Annotated in this window: 16 protein-coding genes; 11 read left to right on the forward strand and 5 right to left on the reverse strand. The window is 59.9% G+C overall.

What is annotated here, in order from left to right; genetic code table 11:
- Nucleotide 1 precedes the first annotated feature (1 nt).
- The 3 genes from AC3RLQ_RS28360 (at nucleotide 2) to AC3RLQ_RS28370 (ending at nucleotide 1,855) form a co-directional block, all read left to right on the forward strand.
- Nucleotides 2–589, forward strand: coding sequence for a flavodoxin family protein (locus AC3RLQ_RS28360; protein WP_493031983.1), 588 nt, complete (start codon nucleotides 2–4; stop codon nucleotides 587–589).
- Nucleotides 586–1,305: an ATPase gene (locus tag AC3RLQ_RS28365; RefSeq protein ID WP_493031984.1), complete on the forward strand. Its 720-nt coding sequence runs from the start codon at nucleotides 586–588 to the stop codon at nucleotides 1,303–1,305. Before AC3RLQ_RS28360 ends, AC3RLQ_RS28365 begins: the two co-directional genes overlap by 4 nt.
- A gap of 70 nt (nucleotides 1,306–1,375) precedes the next feature.
- Nucleotides 1,376–1,855, forward strand: a complete 480-nt coding sequence (locus AC3RLQ_RS28370; protein ID WP_493031985.1) for a hypothetical protein — start codon at nucleotides 1,376–1,378, stop codon at nucleotides 1,853–1,855.
- Between the two features lie 165 nt (nucleotides 1,856–2,020).
- On the opposite strand, the gene clpB is transcribed toward AC3RLQ_RS28370, so the two are convergent.
- Nucleotides 2,021–4,606 (reverse strand): ATP-dependent chaperone ClpB, encoded by a 2,586-nt coding sequence (clpB, locus tag AC3RLQ_RS28375; protein WP_493031986.1) that lies wholly within the window; start codon nucleotides 4,604–4,606, stop codon nucleotides 2,021–2,023.
- A 189-nt stretch (nucleotides 4,607–4,795) separates the two neighbouring features.
- Nucleotides 4,796–5,986 carry an AI-2E family transporter gene (locus AC3RLQ_RS28380; RefSeq protein WP_461527245.1) on the reverse strand — a complete coding sequence of 397 codons (1,191 nt, stop codon included), beginning with the start codon at nucleotides 5,984–5,986 and terminating at the stop codon, nucleotides 4,796–4,798.
- Nucleotides 5,987–6,048: 62 nt separating this feature from the next.
- Between AC3RLQ_RS28380 and AC3RLQ_RS28385 the strand changes: the two genes are divergently transcribed.
- Nucleotides 6,049–6,912 (forward strand): M48 family metalloprotease, encoded by an 864-nt coding sequence (locus AC3RLQ_RS28385; RefSeq protein ID WP_493031987.1) that lies wholly within the window; start codon nucleotides 6,049–6,051, stop codon nucleotides 6,910–6,912.
- Between the two features lies 1 nt (nucleotide 6,913).
- Here AC3RLQ_RS28385 and AC3RLQ_RS28390 read toward each other — a convergent pair whose 3' ends face one another.
- A complete protein-coding gene (locus AC3RLQ_RS28390; protein ID WP_493031988.1) occupies nucleotides 6,914–8,371 on the reverse strand; it encodes a sulfatase family protein in 1,458 nt (485 codons plus the stop codon).
- A 69-nt stretch (nucleotides 8,372–8,440) separates the two neighbouring features.
- Here AC3RLQ_RS28390 and AC3RLQ_RS28395 point away from each other — a divergent pair, with 69 nt between their 5' ends.
- Genes AC3RLQ_RS28395 through AC3RLQ_RS28405 form a run of 3 tightly spaced genes read left to right on the forward strand, consistent with a single transcriptional unit; the run spans nucleotide 8,441 to nucleotide 10,580 of the window.
- Nucleotides 8,441–9,277: a hypothetical protein gene (locus AC3RLQ_RS28395; RefSeq protein ID WP_493031989.1), complete on the forward strand. Its 837-nt coding sequence runs from the start codon at nucleotides 8,441–8,443 to the stop codon at nucleotides 9,275–9,277.
- Nucleotides 9,278–9,295: 18 nt separating this feature from the next.
- Nucleotides 9,296–10,015, forward strand: a complete 720-nt coding sequence (locus AC3RLQ_RS28400) for an ABC transporter ATP-binding protein (protein ID WP_493031990.1) — start codon at nucleotides 9,296–9,298, stop codon at nucleotides 10,013–10,015.
- A gap of 40 nt (nucleotides 10,016–10,055) precedes the next feature.
- Nucleotides 10,056–10,580, forward strand: coding sequence for a glutathione peroxidase (locus AC3RLQ_RS28405; protein WP_493031991.1), 525 nt, complete (start codon nucleotides 10,056–10,058; stop codon nucleotides 10,578–10,580).
- 4 nt (nucleotides 10,581–10,584) lie between these two features.
- On the opposite strand, the gene recO is transcribed toward AC3RLQ_RS28405, so the two are convergent.
- Nucleotides 10,585–11,130, reverse strand: coding sequence for a DNA repair protein RecO (gene recO / locus AC3RLQ_RS28410; RefSeq protein WP_493031992.1), 546 nt, complete (start codon nucleotides 11,128–11,130; stop codon nucleotides 10,585–10,587).
- 48 nt (nucleotides 11,131–11,178) lie between these two features.
- Here recO and prfB point away from each other — a divergent pair.
- From prfB to AC3RLQ_RS28430, 4 genes are all read left to right on the forward strand, one after another.
- Nucleotides 11,179–12,328 (forward strand): peptide chain release factor 2 gene (gene prfB / locus AC3RLQ_RS28415; RefSeq protein ID WP_493031993.1). Its coding sequence is split into 2 segments (ribosomal slippage): nucleotides 11,179–11,265 and nucleotides 11,267–12,328, totalling 1,149 coding nucleotides; the frame shifts between segments, so codons are not numbered across the junction.
- A 98-nt stretch (nucleotides 12,329–12,426) separates the two neighbouring features.
- Nucleotides 12,427–13,293 carry a helix-turn-helix domain-containing protein gene (locus tag AC3RLQ_RS28420; protein WP_422321728.1) on the forward strand — a complete coding sequence of 289 codons (867 nt, stop codon included), beginning with the start codon at nucleotides 12,427–12,429 and terminating at the stop codon, nucleotides 13,291–13,293.
- 47 nt (nucleotides 13,294–13,340) lie between these two features.
- Complete coding sequence (locus AC3RLQ_RS28425) at nucleotides 13,341–14,138, forward strand: Hsp33 family molecular chaperone HslO (RefSeq protein ID WP_422321729.1); 798 nt, start codon at nucleotides 13,341–13,343, stop codon at nucleotides 14,136–14,138.
- Nucleotides 14,139–14,180: 42 nt separating this feature from the next.
- Complete coding sequence (locus AC3RLQ_RS28430; RefSeq protein WP_493031994.1) at nucleotides 14,181–15,266, forward strand: glycosyltransferase family 4 protein; 1,086 nt, start codon at nucleotides 14,181–14,183, stop codon at nucleotides 15,264–15,266.
- Here the strand turns inward: AC3RLQ_RS28430 and AC3RLQ_RS28435 are convergent.
- Entirely contained in the window at nucleotides 15,226–26,832 is an 11,607-nt protein-coding gene (locus tag AC3RLQ_RS28435) for a tetratricopeptide repeat protein (protein ID WP_493031995.1), read from the reverse strand. The genes AC3RLQ_RS28430 and AC3RLQ_RS28435 overlap by 41 nt on opposite strands.
- Nucleotides 26,833–26,927 lie beyond the last annotated feature (95 nt).

The raw sequence follows: 26,927 nt of genomic DNA on the forward strand, positions 1-26,927 counted from the left end.
CATGAACCAGATCCTTGTCCTCTATGATTCCCGCAGCGGCAATGTCGCCAAGATGGCTGCGCTGGTGGCGGAAGGAGTGCAGCAGGTGCCGGAGACTGAGGTGCGGGTGCGGCATGTGGATGAGGCGACGGCGGAAGATGTGGTGTGGTGTGATGGGCTGGCCGTGGGGAGTCCTACGAACATGGGCATTCTGTCGTGGAAGATGAAGCGCTTCTGGGATGAGACGATGGCGGACAAATGGCTGGAGGTGGATGGGAAGATCGCGTGTGCTTTCAGCAGTGCGGGTGGCTGGGGCGGCGGGATGGAGCTTGCGTGTCAGTCCATTCTCACGGTGCTGATGAATTTTGGATTTCTGGTCTTCGGCGTCACCGATTACTCGGGCAAGAAGATGACGCTGCATTATGGGGCGGTGGCGTCCAAGGCACCGCGTGAGGAGGAGACGAAGGAGGCTTGTCGCATTCTGGGGCGTCGGCTGGCCGAATGGACGGCGCTGTATGTGCATGGGCGCAAGGATCAGAATCCGCTGACGAAGGCGGTGAAGCGGTTGTGTCCGAGTGATTTTGTGGAAGATAAGACGCAACCGTCATGACACCGACACTCTGCATTCTTGGTGGCTGCAATGGGGCAGGTAAAACAACGCTGGCGCGGGAGCTTCTGCCGCGGCTTGGCCTGATGCGGTTTCTCAATGCGGATGAGATCGCTCGGGGGCTTTCGCCGCTGGATCCGAGCCTCACGGCATTTAAGGCAGGGCGGCTGTTGATTGAAGAAGCGCGCGGCTTGATCGCGGCCAAGGCGAGCTTCGCCATTGAGTCCACGCTCAGCGGGAAAACGTATGTGGCCATGATTCGTGAGGCCAAGGCACAGGGTTACCGTTTTCTGCTGCATTACATCCGCATTGGTTCAGGGGATCAGGCTGTCGGGCGTGTAGGCCTACGCGTGAAACTTGGCGGTCATGATGTGCCGGAGGATGACATTCGCCGTCGTTTTGAGAGGAGTCGCAAGCATTTCATCGAGGACTACGTGCCACTTGCCGATGAGTGGGGTTTGTGGGACAATCAGTCACCGCCTGCCGTGCAGATTGCCGACAGCGCGACTCATTCACTCGAAGAACTCCAAATCATGCTTGCCTCCAACAGCCTTCAGGAGACTCCTCCGCGCGAAATGTCGGAGATGTCGAAAATTGTGCTCGAAGCCAGCCGCGTGGCCACGGAGAAGATGCTCGATTATTACAAGCGCATGGGCATCAAAGTGACACCGCAGATGACGCTGGTGCCGGAGAAGCCGAAGCGGGCGCGGAGGAAGTAAGCGGCATTATTTCGTAGCGCCACTTCGACAAACTCAGGAATAGCCGCCTTGTTCAGTTATGTCTCCTCTGATGGCTCTCATCGCGCTTGGCGTCCTGCTCGGAACTGTTGTCTTCATCATTGCGTTGATCGCCAAGAAGCGGGGCCTTGCGATGCTTGCACTGCCATGTCCGTTGCTCATCTTGCTATGGCTAGTGTTGGCGAGCACGCCTCCAGACGCGGAAGTAGAATGCGAACGACTTTTTGGTGAAGAAGTGCGACTAAATGCGAAGGAACTTCAAAGCTTGAAGCCTCTCGGCATGGACGGTTTTCTTCTGACTTTCCACATTTCATCGAAGGACTTTTATAAGCTCATCAAGCCGGAGTTTTCCATGGAGTTGCTTGGTGGAATCAGCTTCTTCGGCCGGGAATCACGGCCAGAAGGCTGGCCGAAGGTGCTTGAGACCATGGACGAATGCCTGCGACGCGAAGTCGGCGAAGATAACCTGCTTCTCTATTATGACGATGCCAAACAGACAGTTTATGCCTCGTTCCGATATTGGGGGTGGTAACAGTGAGTATCGTCGGGATCGCGGTCATTGGTCCGCATCGGTCGTTTGGGGCGCCTGAGTGCTTGCCAAACAATGCCCGCCAATATCAGGATGCTGGCGGGCAGGGAGGTATCTTCGTTGTTTGAGGTGTTGGCGGAGTGCTGCGGAATAAATTCCGCGCCCCGTTTACTTCTTCTCAAACACCGGCTTCCCACCCTTCATTTCGGCAGTGATGTGATCGCCGTCTTTGAAGCCGCCTTCGAGGACGGCGAGGCTGAGGGGATCGAGGAGGTGTTTTTGGATGGCGCGTTTGAGGGGGCGCGCGCCGAAGACGGGATCGAAGCCGGCGTCGGCGAGGTAGCGGGTGGTATCGTCGGTGACGGTGAGGTGGATGTTCTGCTTGGCGAGGCGATCGATGACGCGCTGGAGCTGGATCTTGACGATCTGATCGAGCTGGGCGGCGTCGAGGCGGTCGAAGATGACGATCTCGTCGATGCGGTTGAGGAACTCGGGGCGGAAGAACTGCTTGAGGCTGTCGCGCACGAGGGCATCGCGCTGCTCAGGATTGCTGACGTCCTGGATGGCGCTGCTGCCGATGTTGCTGGTCATGATGAGGACCGTGTTTTTGAAATCGACCGTGCGGCCCTGGCCGTCGGTGATGCGACCGTCGTCGAGGACCTGCAGCAGCACGTTGAAAACATCGGGGTGGGCTTTTTCGACTTCATCGAAGAGCACGACGCTGTAGGGGCGGCGGCGGACGGTTTCGCTGAGCTGGCCGCCTTCTTCGTAACCGACGTAGCCGGGAGGCGCGCCGATGAGGCGGCTGACGCTGTGCTTCTCCATGTATTCGCTCATGTCGATGCGGGTCATGGCGGTGTCGTCGTCGAAGAGGAATTCGGCGAGGGCTTTGCAGAGCTCGGTCTTGCCGACGCCGGTGGGGCCGAGGAAGAGGAAGCTGCCGATGGGGCGGTTCTCATCCTGAATGCCGGCACGCGCACGGCGCACGGCATTGCTGACGGCGGTGATGGCGTCCTTCTGGCCGATGACGCGCTGGCTGAGGCGCTCCTCCATTTTCACGAGCTTGGAGCGCTCGCCTTCCTGCAGGCGTGAGACGGGGATGCCGGTCCAGTTGGCGACGACGCGGGCGATATCGTCCTCCGTGACTTCTTCGCGCAGCAAGGAATGAGCGGCGCGCGGCTGGGAGGCTTCGACGGGCGCGGCGCTGAGCTTCTTTTCGAGATCAGGGATGAGGCCGTACTGAATCTCACCGGCACGGCCGAAGTCGCCACGGCGCTGGGCTTGTTCGAGCTCGGTGCGCAGGCGGTCGATCTCCTCCTTCACCTTGCGTCCGGCATCGACGGATTCCTTCTCCTTCATCCACTGGGCTTTGAGGGCGGATGAGCTTTCTTTGAGATCGGCGATCTCCTTGTCGAGTTTTTCGAGGCGGGCTTTGGAAGCGGCGTCTTTTTCTTTTTTCAGTGCCTGGCGCTCCATCTCTCCCTGCATGACCTGACGTTCGATGACGTCGATCTCGGTGGGCATGGAGTCGAGTTCGATCTTGATGCGGCTGGCGGCTTCGTCCACGAGGTCGATGGCTTTGTCCGGCAGGAAGCGATCAGTGATGTAGCGATTGCTCAGCGTGGCGGCGGCGATGATGGCACCGTCTTGAATGCGCACGCCGTGATGGACTTCATAGCGCTCCTTCAAACCGCGCAGGATGGCGATGGTGTCTTCCACACTGGGTTCGCCGACTTTCACGGGCTGGAAGCGGCGCTCCAGTGCGGGGTCTTTTTCGATGTACTTGCGGTATTCGTCGAGGGTGGTCGCGCCGATGCAGCGCAGTTCACCACGGGCGAGCTGGGGCTTGAGCAGATTGCCCGCATCCATGGCACCTTCGCCTTTGCCTGCGCCGACGATGGTGTGAAGCTCGTCGATGAAGAGAATGATTTCACCTTCGCTGGAAGTGACTTCTTTGAGGAAGGCTTTGAGGCGCTCTTCGAACTCGCCACGGAACTTGGCTCCGGCCATCATGCCACCGAGGTCCATGCTGATGAGTCGTTTGCCCTTGAGGGAATCGGGGACGTCACCCGCGACGATGCGGCGTGCGAGGCCTTCGGCGATGGCGGTCTTGCCCACGCCGGGCTCGCCGATGAGCACGGGGTTGTTCTTGGTGCGGCGGCTGAGCACCTGCATGACGCGGCGGATTTCTTCATCGCGACCGATGACGGGATCGATCTTGCCCTGCTTGGCGCGGGCGGTGAGATCGGTGCCGTATTTTTCGAGCGTCTGATATTTGCCTTCGGGGTCCTGATCCACGACGCGCTGGCTGCCGCGCACGGCGGTGAGGGCTTTGGAAACGGTGTCGTAGGTGAGGCCAGCCTGCTTGAGGGGATCGGACAGTTCGGTCTTGGTTTTGAAGAGGGCGAGGATGACGTGCTCGACGCTGAGGTATTCGTCCTTGAGCTTTTTCTGCTCGTCCTCGGCCTTGGTCATGAGCTCGCGCATCTCATTGGAGAGATGCAGGCCGCTGGTGCCGCCACTGACTTTGGGCTGGCGAGCGAGCAGGGCTTCGACCGCAGGTTTCAGGCCTTGCGCCGCCGCCGGATTCACCGCCGCCTTTTCAAACAGGGGCGTGGCGATGCCTCCCTCCTGCTCAAGCAGGGCGAGGATGAGGTGGGAGGGCTTCAACTCCTGATGTCCATGACGCGTGGCGATGGACTGTGAGGCATTGAAGGCTTCCTGCAGCTTAACGGTGAATTTTTCGGGTGACATGGTTGGTTGGGAGAAGGGTTGTTTCTCTGACTCTCTTGCTGGAAGCATGCCACAGCCCTGGCATGGGCTGCTACGCCTGATTTGTCTAGGTTAGGGCCTGTTTTTGTCGTTTGCCTAGGTGTTTGACCGGTGCAACACTGGCACACTGAAAGGCCGAAGTGGCACAGATGTGCAGCCCAGTTTGGCTGCTTATTTGTCCCGCCCTGGCATCTCTGTGCTCGCGCCGCTGCCGATGGTTTCGTCCTCGTTCATCTGCAGGTCATAGCCTGCCACTTCCACTTCGCCATGGCGCACTTTCTTTTTGGACATGGCGACGGAGATCCACTGGAATTCGGCATTGTTGTCGAGCAGCACCTTGAGAACCATGGTGAGAGGCACGGCAAGAAACATGCCCAGCGGGCCCCAGAGCCAGCCCCAGAAGATGACGGAGAGAATGACCACGAGCGGCGAGATGCCGAAGCGATTGCCGAGCATGGTGGGCTGCACGAAGTTATCGAGGAAGAAATTGATGCCGCCGTAGCCGATGGCGACGAAAATGGCCGTGCCGGGGCCATGCTGCACCAGCGCCTCGACGATGGCGGGAAGGGAGGCTGCCGTGCTGCCCACGGCGGGGATGTAATTAAACAAGAACGCCACCAGCGCCCAGAGCAGCGGGTAGTGGAGGTCGAAGAACCAGCACCAGAAGCCTGCGAGCAGGCCGGTGAGCGCGCTGATGAGTGTTTTGACGCCGAGGTACTTCTGGATGTCGTCCGCGCTGCGCATGAGGCCGGTGAGATCCGGACCGCCGGAGAGATGCACGGCTTGCAGACGGCTCTGGGTGCCACGGGCTTCCATGAGGATGAACATCATGACGATGATGATCATGATCAGGCTGGCGAGGAAGGTGGCCAGGGTGCCGAAGGTGGTGCCCAGCAGTCCGGGGAGACTTCCCATCACATCCTGCTTGGTGGCGTAGCCGATGAGGGTGTTCCAGTCGAAGACGCCGCCCAGCATTGACTTGGCGTCAGCCACGCCCTTGAGCTCGAGCCAGGCGCCGAGGTCATTGGAATACTTTTCCAGGCCGCGCAGGTAATGCGGCAGATCTCTCCAGAAGCTGATGAGCAAGCGCACACCTACCGTGACCATGCCCGCAAGGACGCCCAGATTCATGAGCATGGTGATGCCCAGTGCGAGGCCTGCGGGAACTTTGTGCCGGCGGAGCCAGCGCACCATCGGGTAGCTGAGCACCGCGAGGAAGAAGGCATAAACAATGGGCACCAGCACATTGGCGGCGACCTTCAGGCCGGTCAGCACGACAAAGAGACACGCCAGTGTCACAACCGCCTGCGAGCCTTTGCGACCCCAATCCACAGTCTGATCATGCTCTTGAAACAACGACATGACCTGCCATGCCGCAAAATACCTGCTGGCTCAAGATTTTTCCATGAAGTATAAGGCAATCCATGATCTCCACGCTTCACCGATTCTTATCTCTCAAGCGAATTTCCGTCTTTGGGGACGACCGCAGGCGCAGCGGCCCGGGCATCAACCCGCGCATCATCCTGGGGCTGCTGATCATCGTTGGTTCATTGCTTTACCACTGGATCGCCACCACCTCTTATCAAAATGAGTTCACCGGTAGGAAGCAAGCACTCGCGATGGCCACGCCGCAGGAGGAGATCGCTCTGGGGCTGCAATCGGCGCCGCAGATGATCCGGGAAAGCGGCGGGCTCTCGCGTGATGCCAACGGGCGGGCGCTGGTGGACCGGGTCGGTGCGCGCTTGATCGCCTCCACGGCGGCGAGGGAGACGTCGTATCAGTTTAAGTTTCATCTGCTGGCCGACACCGAAACGGTGAACGCATTCGCCCTGCCCGGCGGGCAGATTTTCATCACCGAGGCGCTGTTTCGCCGTCTCAAATCGGAAGACCAGCTTGCGGGTGTGCTGGGGCACGAGATGGGACACGTGGTGGGACGGCATTCGAATGAGCAGATGGCAAATTCCCAGCTCTGGAGCGGTCTGGCGCAGGGACTTGGCGTGCTGCTTTCCGACGGGCACAACAACTCGGGGGCGCAGATTGCCAACATGGTGGCGCAATGGCGCGTGATGAAGTTCAGCCGGGATGACGAGTCGGAATCGGACGCGCTCGGCGTGCGGTTTATGATGCAGGCGGGCTACAATCCGGAAGCGCTCATTGGCGTGATGGAAATTCTCGCCCAGGTCAGCGGTGGCGCGAACAAATCAGACTTTATGAGCTCGCATCCGAATCCTGAGAATCGGATGGAGCATATTCGGGAGGCTATCGCGAAGGAGAGGGCGAAACGCTAAACTATGGGGCGATGCCGAGAGGGCGGTTTTCGGTGCCTTTGACTTTTAGGAGGGTGTCGCCCAGTTCCTTGCGGGTGGGTTCGGCGAGCTTTTGCAGGCGTGCCACGATTTCAGGGTGATCTTTTGAGACATCGTGTGTCTCACCGGGATCGTCGTTAAGATTGTAGAGTGACAGGCCGATGTTTTCGACGCGGTAGCCGTGGCGGGAGGCAATGCCGGCGATGCCGCTCTGGGTGATCGCCTTGGGTTTCATCTGGCCAAAGCGTGCTGGTTTGCCGTCGCGGCCTGGCTCGCCATCCACGGTGATGTAGGGGTGGGGGAAATGCAGCTTCCACGGGCCGCTGCGGATGGCCTGCAGTTCATTGCCGCCGTAAAACACCAGCGCTTCATGCGGGGACTTGGCGCCTGGTTTTCCTTCCAGCAGAGGGAGGATGTCTTTGCCATCGATTTTGCGGTCGGAGAGTTTTCCGCCGATCAAGGTGGCGAAGGTGGGCAGCAGGTCGATTTCCATCACAGGCTCATCGCAGACCTGAGCGGCGGGAATGTGGCCGGGCCAGCGGGCGATGAAGGGGCTGCGCACGCCGCCATCGAAGGTGGTGAGCTTGCCTTCGCGCAGGGGTTTGGCGCTGCCGGCGTGATTGCCGTAGCTGAGGAAAGGGCCGTTGTCGGAGAAGAGGAGGACCAGGGTGTTTTGATCGATGCCGCAGCGCTTGAGGGTGTCGAGGATCTGGCCCACGGACTCGTCGATCTCCTGCACCACGTCGCCGTAGAGTCCGGCGCTGGATTTACCGCGAAAGGGTGCGGAGGCAAAGATGGGGACGTGTGGCATCACATGGGGGACGTAGAGGAAGAAGGGCTGTTCTTTGTGACGCTCGATGAAGCTCGTCGCTCTTTCCGTGAAGCGGCGGGTGAACTGGCTTTGATCGGGGTCAGTTTCGATGACCTTCAAGCCGGCGTAGAAGGGCAGGGGCGGCATTTCCTGCGCCAGGGAGGGGTGATACTTGCTGTTGTCGTTGGAGTAGGGAATGCCGAGGAATTCATCGAAGCCGTTGTGCAGCGGATTGAACAGCAGGTCGGTGCCGAGGTGCCATTTGCCGAAGGCGGCGGTGGCGTAGCCGCGTGCTTTGCACATCTCCGGCAGCAGGAATTCGTCGGGGTGGATGCCCTCCTTGCTCGTGTGATTCAAGGCACCCTGCATGCCGACGCGGTTGGCGTAGCAGCCGGTCATGAGCGCCGCGCGTGAGGCGCTGCACACGGCCTGAGCCACGTAGAAGCTGGTGAACTTCATCCCCTCCGATGCCATGCGGTCCATGTGCGGCGTTTTGATCTTCTCCGCGCCAAAGCAGCCGAGATCGGCGTAGCCCAGATCATCGACCAGAATGAGCACCACATTCGGTGGGCGTTGATCGGCGGCGGAAAGAGTGAGGGAGGTGAGGAGAAGGGCAAGCAGCAGACGCATGAGGGCATCGTGGCAAACGCGGGCTGATGTGGCGAGTTTTTTTGCAGCCAAATGCCGCAGTGCTTGCCAGTGCGCGCATTTCCTGACTACTATTCTGCAATGATCTGGCGTGTGGCGGCAGTGTTGGCGGTGATTTTCTGGGCGGTGATGTCCGGACTGCTGGTGCGTGACATCTATTTCCCCGAGGCTTCACGCTTTGCCATCGTGCCTCCGCGCATGGTGATGGATTTGTTTTTGCGGCAGTCGGAGAGCTTCGGTTGCACGCTGCATCTCTACCATCAGCGTGAAAAAATCGGGCATGCGAATCTGCAGGTGAACCGCCGCACCAAGCCGAATCAGGAGACCGTGTATGACCTGATCGCCCATGGGGCCGTGGAGCAGGTGGCACCGGAGGACCAGGTGCGCAGCATCATGGCGAGCTGGAGCCTGGGCTGCACGCTGGCCGATGGCGAGCGCTGGCAAAACCTGGCCATCAAAGCCAGCTTCCCGCAGCGTGATGCGAGCATGCGCCTGACCTGGAGCGAAACAGAACCGGCGCCCGAAGTGCTGGTGAAACAGGGCGAACGTGTTCTGATGAATTCGCAGGATGTGAAGCTGCTCATGGGCATGGGTGCCGGTCAGGACAGTGCGCTGGCCATGCTCTCGCTGCTGGGCGGAGGCATGCCTAAAACGGGCAAGCAGCCGGACAACAAGGACAAGGAGGCCGCGAAACTGCAGGCGCGCGAGGGGATGATGATGCTCGCAGGCAGGCAGCGGAAGTGCTTTGTGCTGACGCTGCCGATCATGGGCATGTACGAGGTCAAAATGATCTTCACCGAAGCTGGTGAGCTTGCGCGCATCGATCTTCCCGACGACTACGTGCTGCTGGAACCCACCATCCACGGACTGCAGGATGCCGTGCACTGATTCGAACCCTTTTGAAGCATGATCGAGATTGAAGACCTCACGATGAACTATGGCGAGCTGCGGGCGCTGGATGGCTTGAATCTCACCATCAAGCCTGGCGAACTGTTCGCCTTTCTGGGGCCGAACGGTGCCGGCAAGACCACCGCGATGAAGCTGCTCACAGGACTGATGAAGCCGGACTCGGGACGTGTGAAGCTGTGCGGCCATGACGTTCAGCTGGAATCCATGCAGGCAAAGTCCTTGCTCGGCTATGTGCCGGACGTGGCGGTGTTTTATGAGAAACTCACGCCGACCGAGTTCATGGAGTTCATCGCGGAGCTGTTTGAGATGTATCAGCCCCATGCAGAGGCGCAGACGGATGTGCTGTTCACCAAATTTGCCCTGCATGAGTACGCAAGGCAGCGTATTGAAAACCTCAGTCATGGCACGAGGCAGCGCCTCGCCATCGCCAGCGCGCTGCTGCATGATCCGAAGGTCTTCGTCATCGACGAACCGATGGTCGGCCTGGACCCCATCCATGCACGTACCGTGAAGCGGGAGATCAAGGAGCGCAGCCAGGCCGGTACCACGGTGCTGATGAGCACGCATCTGCTGAACATCGCCGAAGAGCTGGCCGACCGCATCGGCATCATCCACCACGGCAAGCTCATCGCTCTAGGTACGCTGGAAGAGCTGCGCCGTGATCACGAAAAGCGCGGGCGGCGGCTCGAAGACATCTTCCTGAGCATGGTGGAATGATGTGAAACCAAGGTGGCAATTGCCGCGTTCCTTTTCCCACATGAAAACCCTGCTCCTTTCCCTCCTCATGACCTCCATGGCTTTCGCTGCTGACACCAATGTTCAAGACATCGCCATCAAGGACATCGACGGCAAAGACACCACGCTCAAGGCCTACGCAGGCAAGGTGCTGCTCATTGTGAATGTGGCCTCCGAGTGCGGCTACACGCCGCAGTATGCCGGACTGCAAGCACTGCATGAAAAGATGAGCGGCAAGGGCCTGGCGGTATTGGGCTTTCCCTGCAACGATTTCGGTGGTCAGGAACCGGGCAGCGAGGCGGACATCAAGAGCTTCTGCTCCCTGAACTACAAGGTGACATTCCCGATGTTTGCCAAGGTGGCGATCAAGGGGGATGGCAAGCATCCGCTGTATGCTGCGCTGCAAACCGCTGCTGGTGGTGAAGTCGGCTGGAACTTTGAGAAGTTTCTGGTGAGCAAGGACGGCAAGGTTTTGCAGCGCTTTGGCTCGGACGTGGCGCCGGATTCACCGGAGTTGCTGGCCGCGATTGAGGCGGCGCTGAAGTAGCTGATTATTTTTTGGCCATCCAATCCGCGAGCTGCCGGCGCTGCACGGGCAGCTTGCGATGGAAGCTGTCTTCGATGGCGGCGGCGGCCATGCCGGATTCGCCTTCGGGGATGATGCCGAGGATTTCGGCGAGGCGCTGCTCAAAGCGGGTGATCAGGGCGGGCACGGGATCCTTCGCGGCGAGGTAGTCGAGGGCTTTGACGAGGAGTTCGTGAATCTCGGGGATGGGAGAGTCGGTTTCGGCGACGAGGGTGATGAGCTTGACGAGGTAGGTGGCGGCGAGAACACGGCCATAACTTTCACGCAGGCCGAGGCGGGGATTGGTCCAGCGGGCCTCGGCCAGGGTGTGGAGATCACCAGATTTGCTGCGGACGAAGCGCAGGTCGGCGGAGACAAACAGGTCCAGCACGCCGTAGAGCGGTGATTTGGGCCGCAGGGAACCTTTGGCGATGGTTTTGAACAGGCCGGCCTCCGGCGAGCACCATTGAACAATGAGGCTGCTCTCCGCATAGCGCGTGCGTCCGATGAGGATGGCCTCGGTTTTTTCCATGATGACAAAAGGCGTTGAACTCGCACGCCAAGCCGCTATCTACGCTGCATGGAAAAGACCAGCAAGACCATCCTCACCGACCTTCAATCCCTCGACACCACGGCTCTCAAGGCAAGGTTGGGGGAACTCCGGAGGTATCTTTGACGTCCCGAAATTAAAAGACGAACTGGCCATGCTGGAGGACCGCATGGCGGCCCCTGGCTTCTGGGATGACGCGAACGCAGCGCGCAAGCTGATCGACCGCACGAATGTCATCAAAAAGAAAATCGGACCGCTGCAGGATCTCGAGCAGCGCGCCGGAGATTTTGACGGGCTCATTGAGCTGGCCAAAGAAGCGGGCGACACAGACACGTGGCATGAGGTGGAGCAGGAGCACAAGAAGCTCAGCGCGGATGTTTCTAGCTTTGAACTGAGCCAGTTGCTCAGCGGCCCGTTTGACAGTGGCAATGCCTTCATCACCATCCATTCCGGAGCCGGTGGCACGGAGGCCTGTGACTGGGCGGACATGCTGATGCGCATGTATCAGCGCTGGTGCCAGCGCCGTGGCTACAAGGTGGAACTCATCGACCATGAAGCGGGTGATGACGTGGGCACACGCTCCGCCACGCTCGAAATCATCGGCGAAAACGCCTTTGGCTTCCTGCAAACCGAGCGCGGTGTGCACCGTCTCGTGCGCATCTCCCCCTTTGATGCGGCGAAGAAGCGCCATACGAGTTTCGCTTCGATTGACGTGACGCCCGACTCCGAAGAGGAGATTGACATTGTCGTGCGGGATGAAGATCTGCGTGTGGATACCTATCGTGCTGGCGGCAAAGGCGGCCAGAACGTGAACAAGGTGGAAACCGCCGTGCGTCTGACGCACATTCCCAGCGGTGTCATTGTGGCCTGTCAGATCGAACGCAGCCAGCCGAAGAACCGCGCCAAAGCGATGGCGATGCTCAAGGCAAAGCTCTACCAGATCGAGGAAGACAAGCGTCAGGCCGAGATCGACCGCCAGTATGGCGAGAAGAGCGACATCGGCTGGGGCAGCCAGATTCGCAGCTACGTCTTCCAGCCTTACCAGATGGTCAAAGACCACCGCACGGGTGAAAAGACCAGCAGCGTGCAGGCTGTGATGGACGGAGACTTGGACGCCTTCATGGAAGCCAAGCTGCGCGGCCGGAAGGCCGGGGACAACGACAAGGACGACGACGTGTAATTTGGTTTGCGGTTGTTGGCAGTGGTTTGCCGTTGTTTGCGTTGGTTCAACAATCGCAAACCATTGCAAACCATCGCCAACGACTGCAAACTTCCCTCATGAAGCCTGTATTCGAGAAAGTCCCCAAGCGTCAGTGGGAGTCCTTCCACTGTGAGACGGTGCGTGCGCTGGACTATGGGACGCGCTGGCATTTTCATCCGGAGTATCAGCTGACGCTGGCGATCGAGAGCCGCGGTCATCGGGTGGTGGGTGACAACATCAGCGCGCTCACGGACGGAGACATCGTGCTGATTGGTTCCAATCTCCCGCATGTGTGGCATCAGGACGTGAACGCGAAGGCGCGGCGGGTGAATGCCATCATCGTGCGGTTTGACGAGGACTTTCTGGGGCGGGATTTCATGGCACTGCCGGAGATGGAGCCGGTGAAGCGGCTGCTGCAGCGTGCGGCGCGCGGACTGGAGGTGCGTGGGGCCGCCCGTGCGGTGGTAACGGAGCACATGAAACGTCTCGCGGGCAGCGAGGGGCTGGCGCGGGTGATCGAACTGCTGGCCATTCTCAATGCGCTGGCCGGCTCTGAAGATTTGAAGGCGCTGGCCAGCTCCAATTTTGAGCCCAAGCTCGAATCTGCCGACCAGGGGAGGATGGAGCGAGTGATCGATTTCATTCACACGCATCTGACGGAAGAAATCGACCGTGAACGTCTGGCGAAGCTGGCGCACCTGAGTCTGGGGGCCTTCAGCCGCTTCTTCCACTCGCGCACGGGCAAGACGGTGCCGCAGTATGTGAACGAGGTGCGCATCGGCCGTGCCTGCGGCATGCTGGCGGAGGATGTGTCAAACATCACGGACATCGCGATGGACTGTGGCTACCGCAACCTGGCGAACTTCAACCGCCGCTTCCGCGAGGTGATGGGGACGACCCCGAGCGCCTACCGGCAAAAATTCCGCGGCATGGCGGGGAAGTGACGTCCGCGCCACTTGCGCCCCCTTTCATCCGGTGAGATAAGCTGTGCATGAGTCAGATGCTTGAACCGGATCTTTCCGTGGTGGACCTCCGCTCCTATTTCGTGCGGAAGCGCAATGCGCTGCTGGTACGGGGGCGCTTCAGTCCGCTCTATCTCGATTACTACCTTCACCTGATGCAGTACGGCCTGCAGAATGCGGAGTCGCTGGATCAAATGCTGAAGGACGCGCTTGCTGCGCTGGCACTGCATCTCTGCTCGCGCCCGCAGGACGAAAGCTGTGCGTGGACCATCCACGTCAAAGAGCCACAGCGTGCGAACGTGTTTGTCACCGGCAGCTCACGTCCCGGCCGTGTGGCGGGCCGGGTTTTCACCGAAGACGTGCGTCAGGAGGGCGAGGCAATGTTCATCTCCCAGACGACGCGGCCGGATCAGGCGCCGCGGCAGAGCATGATCGAGTTTCATGGTGACGACATGCTGAAGGCGGTGGAGACGTTTTACACCACCAGCGAGCAGCGCCTCACACGCTTCTTCCGGCTGGAGGATGAAGAGTTCGTGCAAATTTCCGCCGAGCCGGACTGCGATGAGCAATGGCTGTCCGAACTAACGCTGGAGCAGGTTCTTGCCATTGAAACGAACGAGCATCTCACCCTGCTGGAAACGCGTGGCTACGTGTTTGAATGCGGCTGCTCTGTGGAGCGCCTGATGCCCATCATCATGCGCCTGCCGCAGGATGACCTGGACCACATCTTTGCCGACGGCGTGGCGCAGATTCACTGCCCGCGCTGCGGTGCTGTCTTTCGCACGCCGAAGGAGAGCTTTGAGCAGTGGCGGTCCAAGCAGTCCTAATTCAAGCGTCCCGCCCGCAAACGAGACGTTTGCGCCACTCGCATGAAACTCGCCCTCATTCGCCGACAGTACTCCGCCACCGGAGGCGCGGAGCTGTACGTGCAACGTCTGCTGGGGGCCTTGACTGCTGCGGGGCATGAGACGCATCTGTTTGCGGAAAAGTGGAAGGGACAGGCGGCGGGCGTACAGTTTCACGGTGTCCCTGTGGATGGATCACGCGCGGAGCGGCCGCAGCGTTTTGCGGAGGCTGTGAACGCCGCTTTGCTGCATGAGAGGTTTGACTGTGTATTCAGCCTGGAGCGCACGCTGAAGCAGGATGTTTACCGCGCTGGAGACGGCCTGCATCGTGTGTGGCTGCAGCGGCGCAGACAGTTCGCCCCCTGGTGGAAGCGCCCGCTGGTGGGGGTGGGTGCGTTTCACCGCAACATGATGGCGCTTGAGGCGCAAACCTTTGATCCGGCAAACACGCAGCGCATCATCGTGAACTCTGAAATGGTGCGTGGCGAGATCGCACAGCATTTCCCCGCTTTCCCGCAGGAGCGAGTGCACACGATCCGCAACGGGGTGGACGTGCGGCGTTTCCAAAACGTGTCGAGGGCTGCGGCGCGGAAACGCTTTGGGCTCTCGGATAGTGATTTCGTGCTGGTCTTCGTCGGCTCAGGTTGGGAGCGCAAGGGGCTGCCCTGGCTGCTGAAGTTCATGGCCGGGCGCAGTGATGATCCGCAGCTCAAGATGCTTGTCGTCACGCGGGATCGCATGCGCGGCAAGATTCCACCGAACGTCATCCTTACAGGGCCGCTGAACGATGTGGAAGCCGCCTATGCCGCCGCCGATGTGCTCACCTTCCTGCCCATTTATGAACCCTGCTCCAATGTGGTGAGCGAGGCGCTGGCCACCGGCATTCCTGTGATCACGACGAGTTTCAATGGGGCCAGTGAATTGATAGACCCCGGCATCAACGGCCATGTTTTGAACGATGCGGGGGATCTGGCGACACTGGGCATGTGCATCAATCACTGGCGCGCGCGCGGCAGTGCCGGGCCTGTCAAAACGCGGCAGCCGCTGGATCTGGAGCTGAATGTGATGCTTACTTTGCAGGTGCTGGAGCTGGCTGCGAAAGGAGCTTGAGCAAGGATTCGTGCTTGGCGAGATTGTACACAGCCCTGTCGCCTTCAATGAAATTCTTGAGGCACAGTCTGGCTTCTTTCAATTCATCTAGCCGAACAAGCATTTCGACCCGGCTGAGCAGGCAGCGATTCGCGGCGTAAGGTGTACTCCCTTTTGACCGTGACCACTTTTCGGCCGCTGTTTCAAAAGCTCGCGAGGCAATGGAGTACGCACCATGATCGCGAACATACCCGGCGAATTCTTCAAGACAGGCCGGGCTGAGCGAATCGGAGTATTTCAGGACTGCGCCGGCGTTTTTGTCCAGCTCGTCGGTAGTAAAGATGTTGTACTCGACAAACAGCGCCCAGACGTTGGGCGCGGAGTAAAGTTTCATCCGGCCGAAAACACGCACGATCAGTTCCAGTCGCTGCTGGAAAGAGAGACGGCTTTTACCTGTTCCGGCTATTGATGCGACAAACTCCATGAAGCGCGTGACGCTGCTGACCCCGGGCACTGGTTCCACCACGTTCGTTGGCAGGGGTTCCTTTTTGAGGACTTCCTGCCATGCACCGATGCCGGATTGAAGTGCGGATGGCGGCAGGAAATCGTATTCGGACGAGTTTTGTTGTGTGCCGGAAAGGACCGTGAACTGAAGCATTTTTTCGGGGTCGCGCGCAATGCCAGCAGACCACAATTGTGACAAGCACTGAAACAAGGCCGAGCGGAAGGCCCCTCCCACCGATGTGGACGATCCACCATAGCGTTTGACGACACCCGGGTCGTTTAGCAAGCGATTGTAGAGAACGTCGGGTGCCGTGAAGTCGACTTTGGCTGTTTTCAAGGCTGCGTGAACCGCGAGAAATTTTTCCCAATGATGAATCTCGGTGGACCCCTCGCCGAGGGTGTCTGACATAAACACCCGGGCGATGGCATCGTACTGTGGCAGCAGTTTCAAGGCAGCCTGCGGGTGCTCAAGCCCGAGGATGACGAGGGCTTGCGCACGCAGTGCAGGTTTCTTTGGCAGAGGCAGGGAAGCGATTTTCTGCGCGAAGGCCGCCAGTCGCTCGTGGCGTGTCAGAAAGCGGCCTTCTGGATAGAGCATGCGTGTCGCTTCATCATTCGCAGTGAGCGCCAGAACTTCTGCGAGCAGTGCGTCTTCGCGATCGATGTCGGTCATCGCCTGGAGCGTGGCATCCGTGGGTGGCAGCCAGCCATTCCACTTTTCGGAACGGGTGGAGAAAGACATGGGAGTGGTTGTCCGCAGTTTCAGTTTCCCGATATGCTTCCAGTCGCCATTTTCCAGCAGGATGCCGGTAAACCCCGGGATGTTGTAGTGGGAGAAGGTGTCGATAAACGGTTCCAAGGAAGTCGTGTCACCCGAACGAATGGCAAAGCGCAGGATGGCTGAATACATCTCGGGCTCGATGTAGCGCCGTCGCGTCGGACGGATGATTTCCTCACGCTGATTCCAGCGTTCGATGGCGAGCTTGCTGGTCTGCTCCCAGGTTTTATTGATGGGCAGCACTGCGGCAGAATTGAGCAGGGTTTCGAGCTCCCATCGCGTCATTGGAACACCCGCATGCCAGGACTTGGCGGCGGCAAGTCCCCACGCCTGCCTGGCCTCCACGTCCAGCATGCCTGGGTACGTGGATGTGAGAAACGCTGCCAGTGTCAGGCGGACATGAGGGGCGGTCTTCTCATCCTGCAGCATCCCCAGGGCCTCCTTGCTGAGGATGGCATAGTTCTTCAAGGCGGAGGCTGCCCCAGGAGAAGGCCGGCGCGGGCCACCTTCAGATGAATGGACTGGCTCGGTGCATTCGAGCAGCTTTTGAGCGAGGCGGTGCTCGCGGCAGATAATCTGAAGCTCGGGCTGCTTTTCCTTGGCCGCCCAGTCGGAAATTTCCCGGCGTTCCAGTTCTCCCATCCGGTCGAGCGCATCATGCATCACTGGCAGCCACAGGCCTGAGGTGTTTTGAATGTCATGTCGCGCGACTTCACGCGCCAGTTCAACAAAGACCTCCTTCGGTCTGGCACGGCCACCACGTTGATCCCAGAGCTGGAACAATGCATTATCCGACTGAGCGGCGCTTTGTGATGAAAGGGATTCATTCTGCACACGAATTTCGGGAAGGCCTGCCGCCGCCTGCATCTGGCAGGCGAGCAGGATCGGGGCATCCTCGGAATCGACTCTCAAAAGGCTGCGAAGGTAGTAGCTCACGCCGTAGCCGTCACGGTAATATGGGGGCGTGGCAAAGCGACTGGCCGCCTCCTGGGTTTCAAGCTGACCGGACAGGCCACGCAGGAGCCTGCTGATATCCGCTGACTTGTGGGCCTTCATCAGCCGGATCAGTTCACTCCGGACAACGGCAGAATATCCCCGAAACGGCGGCGTCTGCTTGTTATGGCTGGACTGGATGGCATCAAGGTAACTGCGTTCTTCCAACGCACGGCGTTGAAACAAGGGGGCAAAAGGCGCCAGATCACCTTCGGGCTGTTCTGTCTTCGCAAGCCCGGGGAACACGTTTTCCAAGGCTTGCAAAACGGCCCCTGCGGCCTGGAGGCGCACGCGGGGAAACTGGGCGGTGCAGAGTTCCCAGCGCCGGGCTTTCTCCGGCGAATCATCGGCGGTGAGCTTTGCTGCGAACAAGCGATGACCGAATTTGGCGTCCTTCTGTTCCGCGAGCAATTGCGCGGTTTGGGCCCCCACTTCCGGACTCAGCCGCGACAGCTTCGCGAACACCATCCCCAGCAGGCTGCCTGAAGCCAGGCCGGGCCCCGGAAAAGCATCGTAAGTCTCGGCATCTGCCAGCAGTTCCATTTCATCGAGTGTGGTGATGGTCTTCTCGGCACTGGCGAGAGTGCTGGAGGGAAAGGCACGGTCGAGCAGCGTGTAAGTGTTCATCGAGCTGCCGGTGGGAGTTCGGAGAGTCGAGCTTCTTGGAACCGTGAGTTGCAGAACTTCGGACAGCAGCCTGGGCGAGGCGCTCAACGTCATGACGAAGCTGTCCACCGGTGGTGTGCGATAGGGGTCCGCTGACTGGTTGAAAGAGGCGCGGTAAAGGCTGGTGAAGTGACGGAGAGTCAACCGGGCTTTCTTCACATCCACTGCAGCCAGCGGTATGAGATGAGAAGCGAGGTAGTCCATGGAGGGGCTGCTCTGGCCGCGCTGGAAATACGGTCCTGCACTCATGCGCATGCGGGCTTCCATTTCCTCACGCGCCATCGCGGGCCCGCCGCGTGAGGGTTGGGACTGCATTTTAAAATAGAGCTGTTCGAACTCCTGCCAGGTGGTGGTTTTGAGCACATCCTCAATGTAGGACTGGCGCCTGGCATTCTGCTCCTCCAACAGCGGCGCAAATTCGTCCTGCAGGGCCGGCACGTGCGCGGCAAAAGTCTCGGTCCACTTTCGCCGCTGAACATACCCGGCAATCAGCTTCTGCTGCTCAGCGGAGCACGCGGAGATCTCAGCGGCGTGAGCCTGGGCGAAAGCACTCACTTCGTCCGGAGCATTGTATCGTTTGCTGCAAAGCAGGAGGATCAAATCCACCCCGAAAGTGCGCGGCTGGCGTTTGCCGAGCTCCTCCACAAGCCCGGGATGTGTGCTGCCACCGGTGAACTCAGCGCTCATGACTTCAAGCATGGTGGACTGCTGGGAATTGCCGGGCAGCGGGCGGGGATTGAAAGTGGCGGCAGGATCAAGCATGCCTGCGGCCTCCAGCAGGGCGATGACCCGCGAAGGTTTTCCGCGGTGCTTGTAGAGATTGCGCGCGGAGCCAAGCATGTTTCCCAGCCAGGATGAATCTCTGGCCGCTCCGCTTTCGTCAGCACGCTGCATGATTTCGCCGAAGAGCTCAGGCACGGCGGCAGCATTTTGCAGCCATTGGGCGACCTGGGTTTGATGGGGCGGCGGACGGCTGCCGCCACGGCTGTTCAGCGCATCCTGCTGCGCCACGAGTTTGCTGACATGATCAAGCAGGGCGATGGCTCGCGGCTTGTCTGATTGAGCCAGGCGGTCAATCAAGGGCAGGCAATTCTGCATGGCTTCATACACCGGGCTGCCTGAGCCGCTCAGACTGGTCATCTGCATCCAGCTGGCTATGTCAGCTTCATATTGAACCGCACTTGCGTTGATCAACGGCTGCAGGGCCTGCTTGAGTGCGCCTTCCTGCTCTAATCTTTGAGCCAAATCTGGCAGGCGGGCATTGAGCATGGCCAGGAGATTGGCGGCCGATGCTTGATGGAGTTTGGCAAAATCCTCCCGCCGCTTTTGGATGAAGGCGAGGATGGCGGATTCATCCGGGCGTTTGCTGTTGTAAAAGCTGCGTATGTTTGTGTCTTCTCCCGGGGCCCGGTGCAGAAATGCCAGCAGCAATTCGGTGCCAAAGGTGGCAGGTTGTTTCGCCAGGAGGTCATTCACCGCAGTCCGGAGATCTTTGCTGTTTTCGATCCGGTTGATCAGGCTGGAGAGCAGCGTCGGTTCCTGGTTGTTTTCGGACTTAAGATCCCGAAATCCCGCCGCCTCGGCGACCCAAGGCGTGCCGGAAAATACGAAGCGGACGTTTTCTGGCCGACGCAGTGATTCTTCCACGAAACTGCGAAGGTTGGAGGTCCAGCTGAGCGACTGAGAGAAGCCTTCCTGCTCGGCGAGCGCAAGCGTGGTGTGAAGCAGCTGCGGCACTCTGGCGAGCGCTGTCAGCAGGCGGTGCACCGTTGTTTCACGATTGTTCTGCAGCATGGACTGCTTCTGCTCAGGACTGCCGCGCAGGAGTTCTACGGCGTGACGGGCAGCGGCATCAGCTTTGGCGCTGTCGAATTCAGCAAAGTCACGCAGCAGGGACGGAAACTGCTGGGTAAACTGGTATTCCTGCTGATGCAGATCACTCCAGGTCTTGGCGGCGAGCACCTGATCGACCTTGCGGGCGAGTTCGATGTTTTCGATTTTGAGCAGCGGGGCAAGGACGCGGGTGAGTTCCTCGCCCAGCCGATCAGGATGCGGATAGCCTCGAAACTCGTCTCGCAGAAGGATGGCGAGATCAAACTGGCTGACGGCGCTCATCGTGGCGATCTCCTGCGCATGCCGTATCAGGACCATCTGCAGCGCGGCACCGCGAAAGGCAAAGCCGTCTTCTGCCTCGCGGGATTGGAACCTGGCGACCTGTGCGGCTTCGAGCGGAATCGGTTTGCCGTCCAGTTGCAACGCCGTGCGGCTGTTTTTAAGCAGCAGTGCCTGCATGAGATCAGTGCCGAAGCTGGGCTTGCGTTTGCCGAGCAGGGTCAGGGTGGCGTTGAGCAGTTCGTCGTTCGAACGTTCGCGCCACTGGCGGATGAGATTGCCCAGCCAGGTGTTGTGCCGTTGGTCTTCACTCAAATCATACGCACGGAAATGGGCGGCATCCCCAAGAAAGCCGACGGCGGCAGCGCTGTGCAGAAACTCTTCGGGTGTACGAATGCGGTCGCTTCCAGTATGATAGGAGGCGATCTGGCGCAGCCAGTCAGGCGAATTGTCGAGGCCGTCTTCCATGGCGAATTCGATCAGCCCGAGGCCGCGGCGATCCTGCAGCAGATTTTGCAGCCACTGGATGTAACCTTGGACGGCCTGCAGGGTGCGTGAGGACTGAGAGGAAAAGCGGCCGCCGCGTTGCTGCTGCCGCTGGTATTCACGCCAGTCAGCGATGTTTTTGGCGCGTAATTCAGGGGTGGTGCCGATCCATCGGTCACGCAGACTGTGGATGAAGCTGCGCAGAGCCTCCGGATCACGCTGCCCGAGAGCAAAGACGTAGGTATTCACCACCTGCAGCGAGTATCCAAAGTAGCCGTTTGTCGGCTGGGCGTATTGAGAGAGGATGAGCTCGTTCAATGACTCCTTGATCTTCCGCTTCTGCCACTGCTGCACGATTTCCTCCAAAGGCCCCCCATGCTGCTGGCTGCGGTGAGCGTAATTGCCTTTACCCGATGGTTTGAGCCATGCAGATGCAGCAGAGACGAAGTGTGCTTCATCCGCCATGAGCACTGCGGCATAGGCACGGCAGTACTCCGCGATGGATTTGCCTTCCGCCTTAAGAATGGCGGGGAAGATCACCTCATCGAGCGTGCGCTGATCTCCACGCAGTGCAGCGCTGTAAGTCGCGAACACGGCGGGCACCGGCATGGCGATGCGCTCTGAGGTGGCAAACAGGCTGCCGAAGGGTGAGGCGGGATCGGTGCCGCCGTTGTACCCCTGATAGCTGCCCTGAGCCATGAGCCGCCTTTTCACCTTGGGCATGGCGCGCAGGCTGAGCAGATCGAGCGCCATTTTTTCTGTCTCGGCGAGACTGCGGTTTTCAAACATGGCCAGACCTCCGAGCGGAGCGAAACCCATGAGTGCGAGTTCGGAGATTTGCAGCATGGCTTGGCAGAGCTGGTCCTGCGCCGCACACCGCTCGTCCCTGGCCTTCTGGCTTTCAGGGGTGAGCTTGAGTGTGCCGTCGTCATTGAAGACCCAGTTGCGATTGTTGCGGGAGTTCTCCTTCGTGCAGGGTTCCCACAGGGCGGGGAAGGATAGGTTCTGGCCAGAATCACTTTGCTGAATGTTGTTCAAAGCCTGAACAAAATGCTGGGTGAGACTGGCTGGCAGCGGACGATTGGCTGGCAGGGAGTGCAGCCATGTGGAGAGCAGCCCTGAAAGTGCGGCGGGCCGTGGAATGGAAATGCTGCTCCGCTCGCTGAACTCATGGATGAGCGCAGGCAGATACATCGCCTGGGTGACTTCAGGCAGGAGCTTCCAATGCTGCAGCGCAGTTTGGAAGTCTCCCTCCATGGCCAGCAGTGTGGCCAGACGTGCATGCGAGGCAAACGCACGCGGATTGGCGGAGATCACGGCGCGATGCGCTTCAATGGCGGGCTTGGTTTCGAGTCCGGTATGTTCCAGCAGCACCGCGTATTCCTGCTGCGGCTTCCATCCAGCACCGGCGGCGGTCTTCAGGGTTTGCATCACCTGATCCGTCAGCTTGTGCTGGGTGAACAGATTGATGACCTCATGAATCTGATGATGGGCGCTGGAGCTGTTCTGCGGGTTCAGACAGCCCTGGATCGCCAGGCGCAGCTGTCTGACGATTTCCTGGATGGCACCAGCCTGGTCGCCCTTCTTGATCAATTCCTCGGGGGACACCTGCCGCTTCTGCTGCTGCTGACGGTAGGAATAGCTGCGCGAGTAGGGATTGGCGACCACCGGCATTCTTTGTTGGCGTGATCTGACGGTGCTCCCCTGCGCCGCTTGAACCATCTTCTCTGCCTCCTCCTCCATGCCAAACGAGTTCATCGTCTGTGCCAGCAGGTACTTCTCCTCCTGAGTGGCGGCGGTCTGGGACAAGCGTTCGATCACCGGCTTCACTGCGGGAAGGAGCGTCGTGACTTCCACCTTGTCCGGCTGCTGCTGCAGCAGCCGCTGCGCATGAAAAAGAATGGCAAGGTCGAGCTGGATTTTCTGTGCTGCATCGGTGGCCAGCGGCTGGGCCTGCTGGAAAAAGGCGATGGCTTTATCGGACTGCTTAAGCTGCTGCGAGAGCCAGCCTGCGAGAAGAAGATCATCCAGCGTGGAACTGGCGGTGAGACGCGGCTTCAGTTCATCGAGCATGGCCTGCTGTTCTCCTGTCATGAGCCGGAGAACGAGTTTCAGCCGCGGCTCCTGGGTCTTTTCAATGAAGGGCTTCAAGCCGTCATGGAATTCTTTGACCCATTTCTTCTGCGCTTCGTTGCTGGGGCTTTCTTCATAATCCTGCTGTAACGAGAGTCTTGAAAACCAGTTCAGAGCATCCGATGGCAGCTTGAGCGAGGCAACAGGCACCGGCAGGGGGGACGGCTGAAAATTGCGATAATAACTCCTGCCTCCGAAACGAGGTGGTGGTGGTGGCGGCGGGATCAAGGCAGACGTCTGGCCTCGGCTCTGACTCTGCGGCTTCTCTGGCAGGCTGAGCCGATGCTGGATGATTTCCACCAAGCCTTCCCAGTCTTTCACAGCGCCCAAGGCATAGATAACTTCAGCCATGTAATAGGGCTGCTGATCGTCAACGGTGCGCAGCCAGCGTTTCAAGAAGGTGGTGATCGCCAAAACCTCTTCTTGGCCAAGTTTGACCACGTCAGCGCTTTGAGCCTCCTGAGGAAACAGGTCAGGCTGTGTGCGCAGCATGCCGATGAGCGTCTGTATCTCCGCAGAATCGGCTTTTGGCTGGGTCTGGCAGATGGCGAGGATGCGCCGTACCCAGGCAGGGGACTGGTCTCCGGCGGTGCGCCATGCCAGCGCCGCTGTGCGAAGAGCAAGCATGGGATGACTGGTCTGGAAGAGCTTGAAGGCGTTCTCATAAACGGGCTGCACCTCTGCAGGATCACCACTGGGATTCTGCATGAGCCACGCGGCATGCAGTGCGGCATTTTGCGGCTGATCCGCCAGCATCTCTGGCGTGATGACAAGCTGGGGCGAATTTTCCGCGGCTGTGAGCAGCAGCGCAGCATAGCTGACACCGGCCTGCTTGAGACTGCGCAATGCGGGCTCACGCTCCGCCACATCCCACATGGAAACCATCTGCAGGACGTGGGCGAGAGCGAGCACCGGGGATTCGGTGACTCCTGGTGCCTGCTGAATGAACCCATTCGCGGGCAGGCCGTTGGTGGCGGCGCTGCCAAACATGTTGTAACTGCCGTAGTTCGCACGTCCGCCCTGCTTCTGCCGGTGAATGTAAGCCGCCTGCACCATGGCTGGCAGCACCAGCCAGTCCTCCGTGCCCGGTGGCAGTGACATGGCATCATACTGCTGGCGCAGCCCGATGCTGCGGCCCGTGCTGAGCACTCCCGGCAGTTCCTCGTGCATGCTCATGATCTCGATGAAGGCACGCACGGCCTCTTTTTCGCGTCCAGCTTCTTCCAAGGCCACGGCGTTCAGGTAATGCAGCCGGTAGTCCTTCGGATGTTTCTCCAGCAGCGGTTCCAGGAAGGCGATGACGCGCTGCCATTCACCCTTTTCAGCAATGGTATCCGCCATCTGTTCCAGCGCGCGTGCGTCCATCTGGCTGCCGCCTGCGGTCTCAAACAGCATGCGGTAGCCGAGATCGGCATCACCGCTGTCGATTTGCAGGCGTGCGATGTTCTCACGGGTCTTGCTGGTTTTGTCGAGCTTGGCGGCGCTTTCGAGTGTGCGCAGAGCTTCAGCCGTGAGGCCGATCTCCTCTTCACTGCGGGCGATGTCGAGCAGCAGGGCCAGATCCTGCGGTCGCAGACGCGATGCCTCGTAAAGGCAGCGACGGCGCTCTTCATCGTTGCTGGTGGTGCGGTGGATCTCCGCCAAGGCGAGCCAGGGCTGCGCGCTGGCGCGGTTCTGTTTCTGGCGCTGCTGGAAGTTTTCAATGAGGCGCGGCAGGCTGTTGTGCTGCTGTGCCGCGAGCGCCAGCGGGCCGATCAAGCGCAGGCGTGCGGTGGCGTCCGTGGTTTTTTCATACAGCGCCAGGTAGGTGCGCTCCGCCTCATCCGGCTGGCTGTTTTCCAAACAGAGCGTGGCATAGCTGGATGCCGCCTCGATGGAGTCAGGAAACTTGCGCAGGGCGCCGCGCAGCAGGGCCAGCGCATCCTTCGTGCGGTTCAGCGCTATCAAGAGGCGGGATTCATCCAGCCATGGCTGGACTGCGCTGGGAGATAGTTTTTTCCATTCAGCGATCCAGGTCAGGGCCTGCTCACGCTTTTCCGCACGGCGATAAAAATCCACCATGCGCTGCACGCGGGCCGTGGTGCGTGCTCCCGGAAGCGCGATCACCTTCTGCAATGTCTGCGCCGCTTTTTCCCATTCCTGCCGGTTTTGAAACAATACCGCGAGCTGGTTCAGCGCGATCAATTGGTCTTCCGCCGGGGCCGAGTTCAGCGTCTTTTCCGCCTCGGCATTTTTGCCGGCATTTTCGAGCAGTGTCGCCAGCAGGCAGCGGTGCTGAATTGGAGAGGCCGCTTCGCTTTGCAGTTCCTGCTGTACCGCTGAGGAGAGTTCCCCGGACTCATCACTGCGCAGCACCAGCAGGATGTCCTTCACGGCCGTTTCGATGCTCTCCGCATCCTTCGCGAGGCGCAGGCGTTTGCGTGCCCAAGGGAGGGCACGTTCCACTTCTTTGTTGGCGATGCCCAGCTGCACCAGTAATGCATAGAAGCGTGTCTCCTGGGCGAAGTCCTGCTCACGCGGCGCCAGCAGATCCAGCGCGGTGCGTGACTCCTGCCTGGCCTGCAACGCCTGGGTGATGCGCAGCAGGTCTTCCAGCGCGGCGGACTTTGCCAGGCGCGTCCAGATCGCCAGCGCGGCATCACGCTGGCCGTTGCGGTGCAGGTAATGCGCCTGGGCTTCCTGCGCGGAGATGCTGGCGGGGAAACTTTCCACCAGACGCGCATACGCCAGCGCCGCCGGGCTGCCGGGCTTTGCGGGAGCATCCTCCCAGTTTTCCAGCAGGCGCGCCGCACGCAGGTGATCCGCCTCCGCGGCACCAGCCAGTTTAAGAAAACGCTCCAGCGTGGACTGCGCGGCGGCATCATCCTTGGCGCGATGCTGCAGGCTGGCCAGCCGCACGAGCATCTCTTTGTCTGCGGCATTCTGCTGTGTCAGCGTCTGCGCTTGCTCGACTGCCTCTTTGATTAAATCGAGTGATTCGAGCAGGTCGAGAAATCCTTCCTGCAGATCGCGTCGGCCAGGATTCGACTGCAGCAAAGCACGCGCTGCTTTCAGCGCCGCATCTTTCTGCCCGGTTTCACCGAGCAGCTGCGTGTGCTGCCACGCCAGGGCCACGCGCTGCGGGTGCTCCTTCACGAGAGCGGCCATGAATTTCTCAAAACCCTCCACATCATCGCTCATGCGAAACACGCGGCTGATGCGGCCCATCACATCGCCCTCCACCCAGGAGTCTGCTCCGGTGGCCGCCAGAGTTTCGCGCAGGGCTTTCAGGGCTTCGTCGCGACGTTCCGCGAGGAGCAGGATATCCGTGAGCCGCAGCTGGCGCAAAGTGCGCGCCACCGGATCACGGGAACGCTTGATCAAGGCCTGCGCAGTTTCGAGCGCGGCCTCATACTGGCCTTCATCCGTCAGCAGATCGATCAGCTCTTCGGACAGGTCCTCGTCCTCAGCGTGTGCGGCGGCCAGTTCCTTCCAGGTGCGCAGCGCTTCCTCATTTTTACCGAGACGCAGCAGCGCACGACCACGCAGTTTGCCGATCTCCATTGTGCCGGCGGCATCCGGCTTCGCTTTCACGGCTTCATCGAGAGACTGCAAAGCGGCGGCAAAATCAAGCGCGCGCGCTTCCAGCCGTGAACGCTCAATCCACGCGGAAGTGTTGGCCGGATCAAGCTTCAACGCCGCTTCATAGGCCGCCAGCGCCGCACGGTCATCCCCCCGGTGCGAATGAAAGACGGCAAGCAGCAGATGATCTGCCGCCGTGGCCGCAGGCAGTTTCGTCTTGGATTCCAGAAAGGCACCAAGTTCTGTGATCGAGCTTTCCTCCAACCACGCAGCATAAAATCGCTCAAAGATCGTGCCTGGCTGCGGACGCTTGATGAGGATGTCCAAGTAACGCTGGGCGGGGGAAGGAACCACCACTGCCTGTGTTTGAGCGGGAGAGTTGACGCCTAACAAAAGGAGACAAAAAACAGTGCGTGGATGCATGCCACGTTTTTAGCTGAATGGCCGGG

It is taken from the genome of Prosthecobacter sp. GW821-HT29F12, from assembly GCF_058803405.1.

Coding starts and splice junctions, on each gene's coding strand:
- AC3RLQ_RS28360 (WP_493031983.1), top strand. CDS start 2: ATGAACCAGATCCTTGTCCTCTATGATTCCCGCAGCGGCAATGTCGCC.
- AC3RLQ_RS28365 (WP_493031984.1), top strand. CDS start 586: ATGACACCGACACTCTGCATTCTTGGTGGCTGCAATGGGGCAGGTAAA.
- AC3RLQ_RS28370 (WP_493031985.1), top strand. CDS start 1,376: ATGGCTCTCATCGCGCTTGGCGTCCTGCTCGGAACTGTTGTCTTCATC.
- clpB (WP_493031986.1), bottom strand. CDS start 4,606: ATGTCACCCGAAAAATTCACCGTTAAGCTGCAGGAAGCCTTCAATGCC.
- AC3RLQ_RS28380 (WP_461527245.1), bottom strand. CDS start 5,986: ATGTCGTTGTTTCAAGAGCATGATCAGACTGTGGATTGGGGTCGCAAA.
- AC3RLQ_RS28385 (WP_493031987.1), top strand. CDS start 6,049: ATGATCTCCACGCTTCACCGATTCTTATCTCTCAAGCGAATTTCCGTC.
- AC3RLQ_RS28390 (WP_493031988.1), bottom strand. CDS start 8,371: ATGCGTCTGCTGCTTGCCCTTCTCCTCACCTCCCTCACTCTTTCCGCC.
- AC3RLQ_RS28400 (WP_493031990.1), top strand. CDS start 9,296: ATGATCGAGATTGAAGACCTCACGATGAACTATGGCGAGCTGCGGGCG.
- AC3RLQ_RS28405 (WP_493031991.1), top strand. CDS start 10,056: ATGAAAACCCTGCTCCTTTCCCTCCTCATGACCTCCATGGCTTTCGCT.
- recO (WP_493031992.1), bottom strand. CDS start 11,130: ATGGAAAAAACCGAGGCCATCCTCATCGGACGCACGCGCTATGCGGAG.
- AC3RLQ_RS28420 (WP_422321728.1), top strand. CDS start 12,427: ATGAAGCCTGTATTCGAGAAAGTCCCCAAGCGTCAGTGGGAGTCCTTC.
- AC3RLQ_RS28425 (WP_422321729.1), top strand. CDS start 13,341: ATGAGTCAGATGCTTGAACCGGATCTTTCCGTGGTGGACCTCCGCTCC.
- AC3RLQ_RS28430 (WP_493031994.1), top strand. CDS start 14,181: ATGAAACTCGCCCTCATTCGCCGACAGTACTCCGCCACCGGAGGCGCG.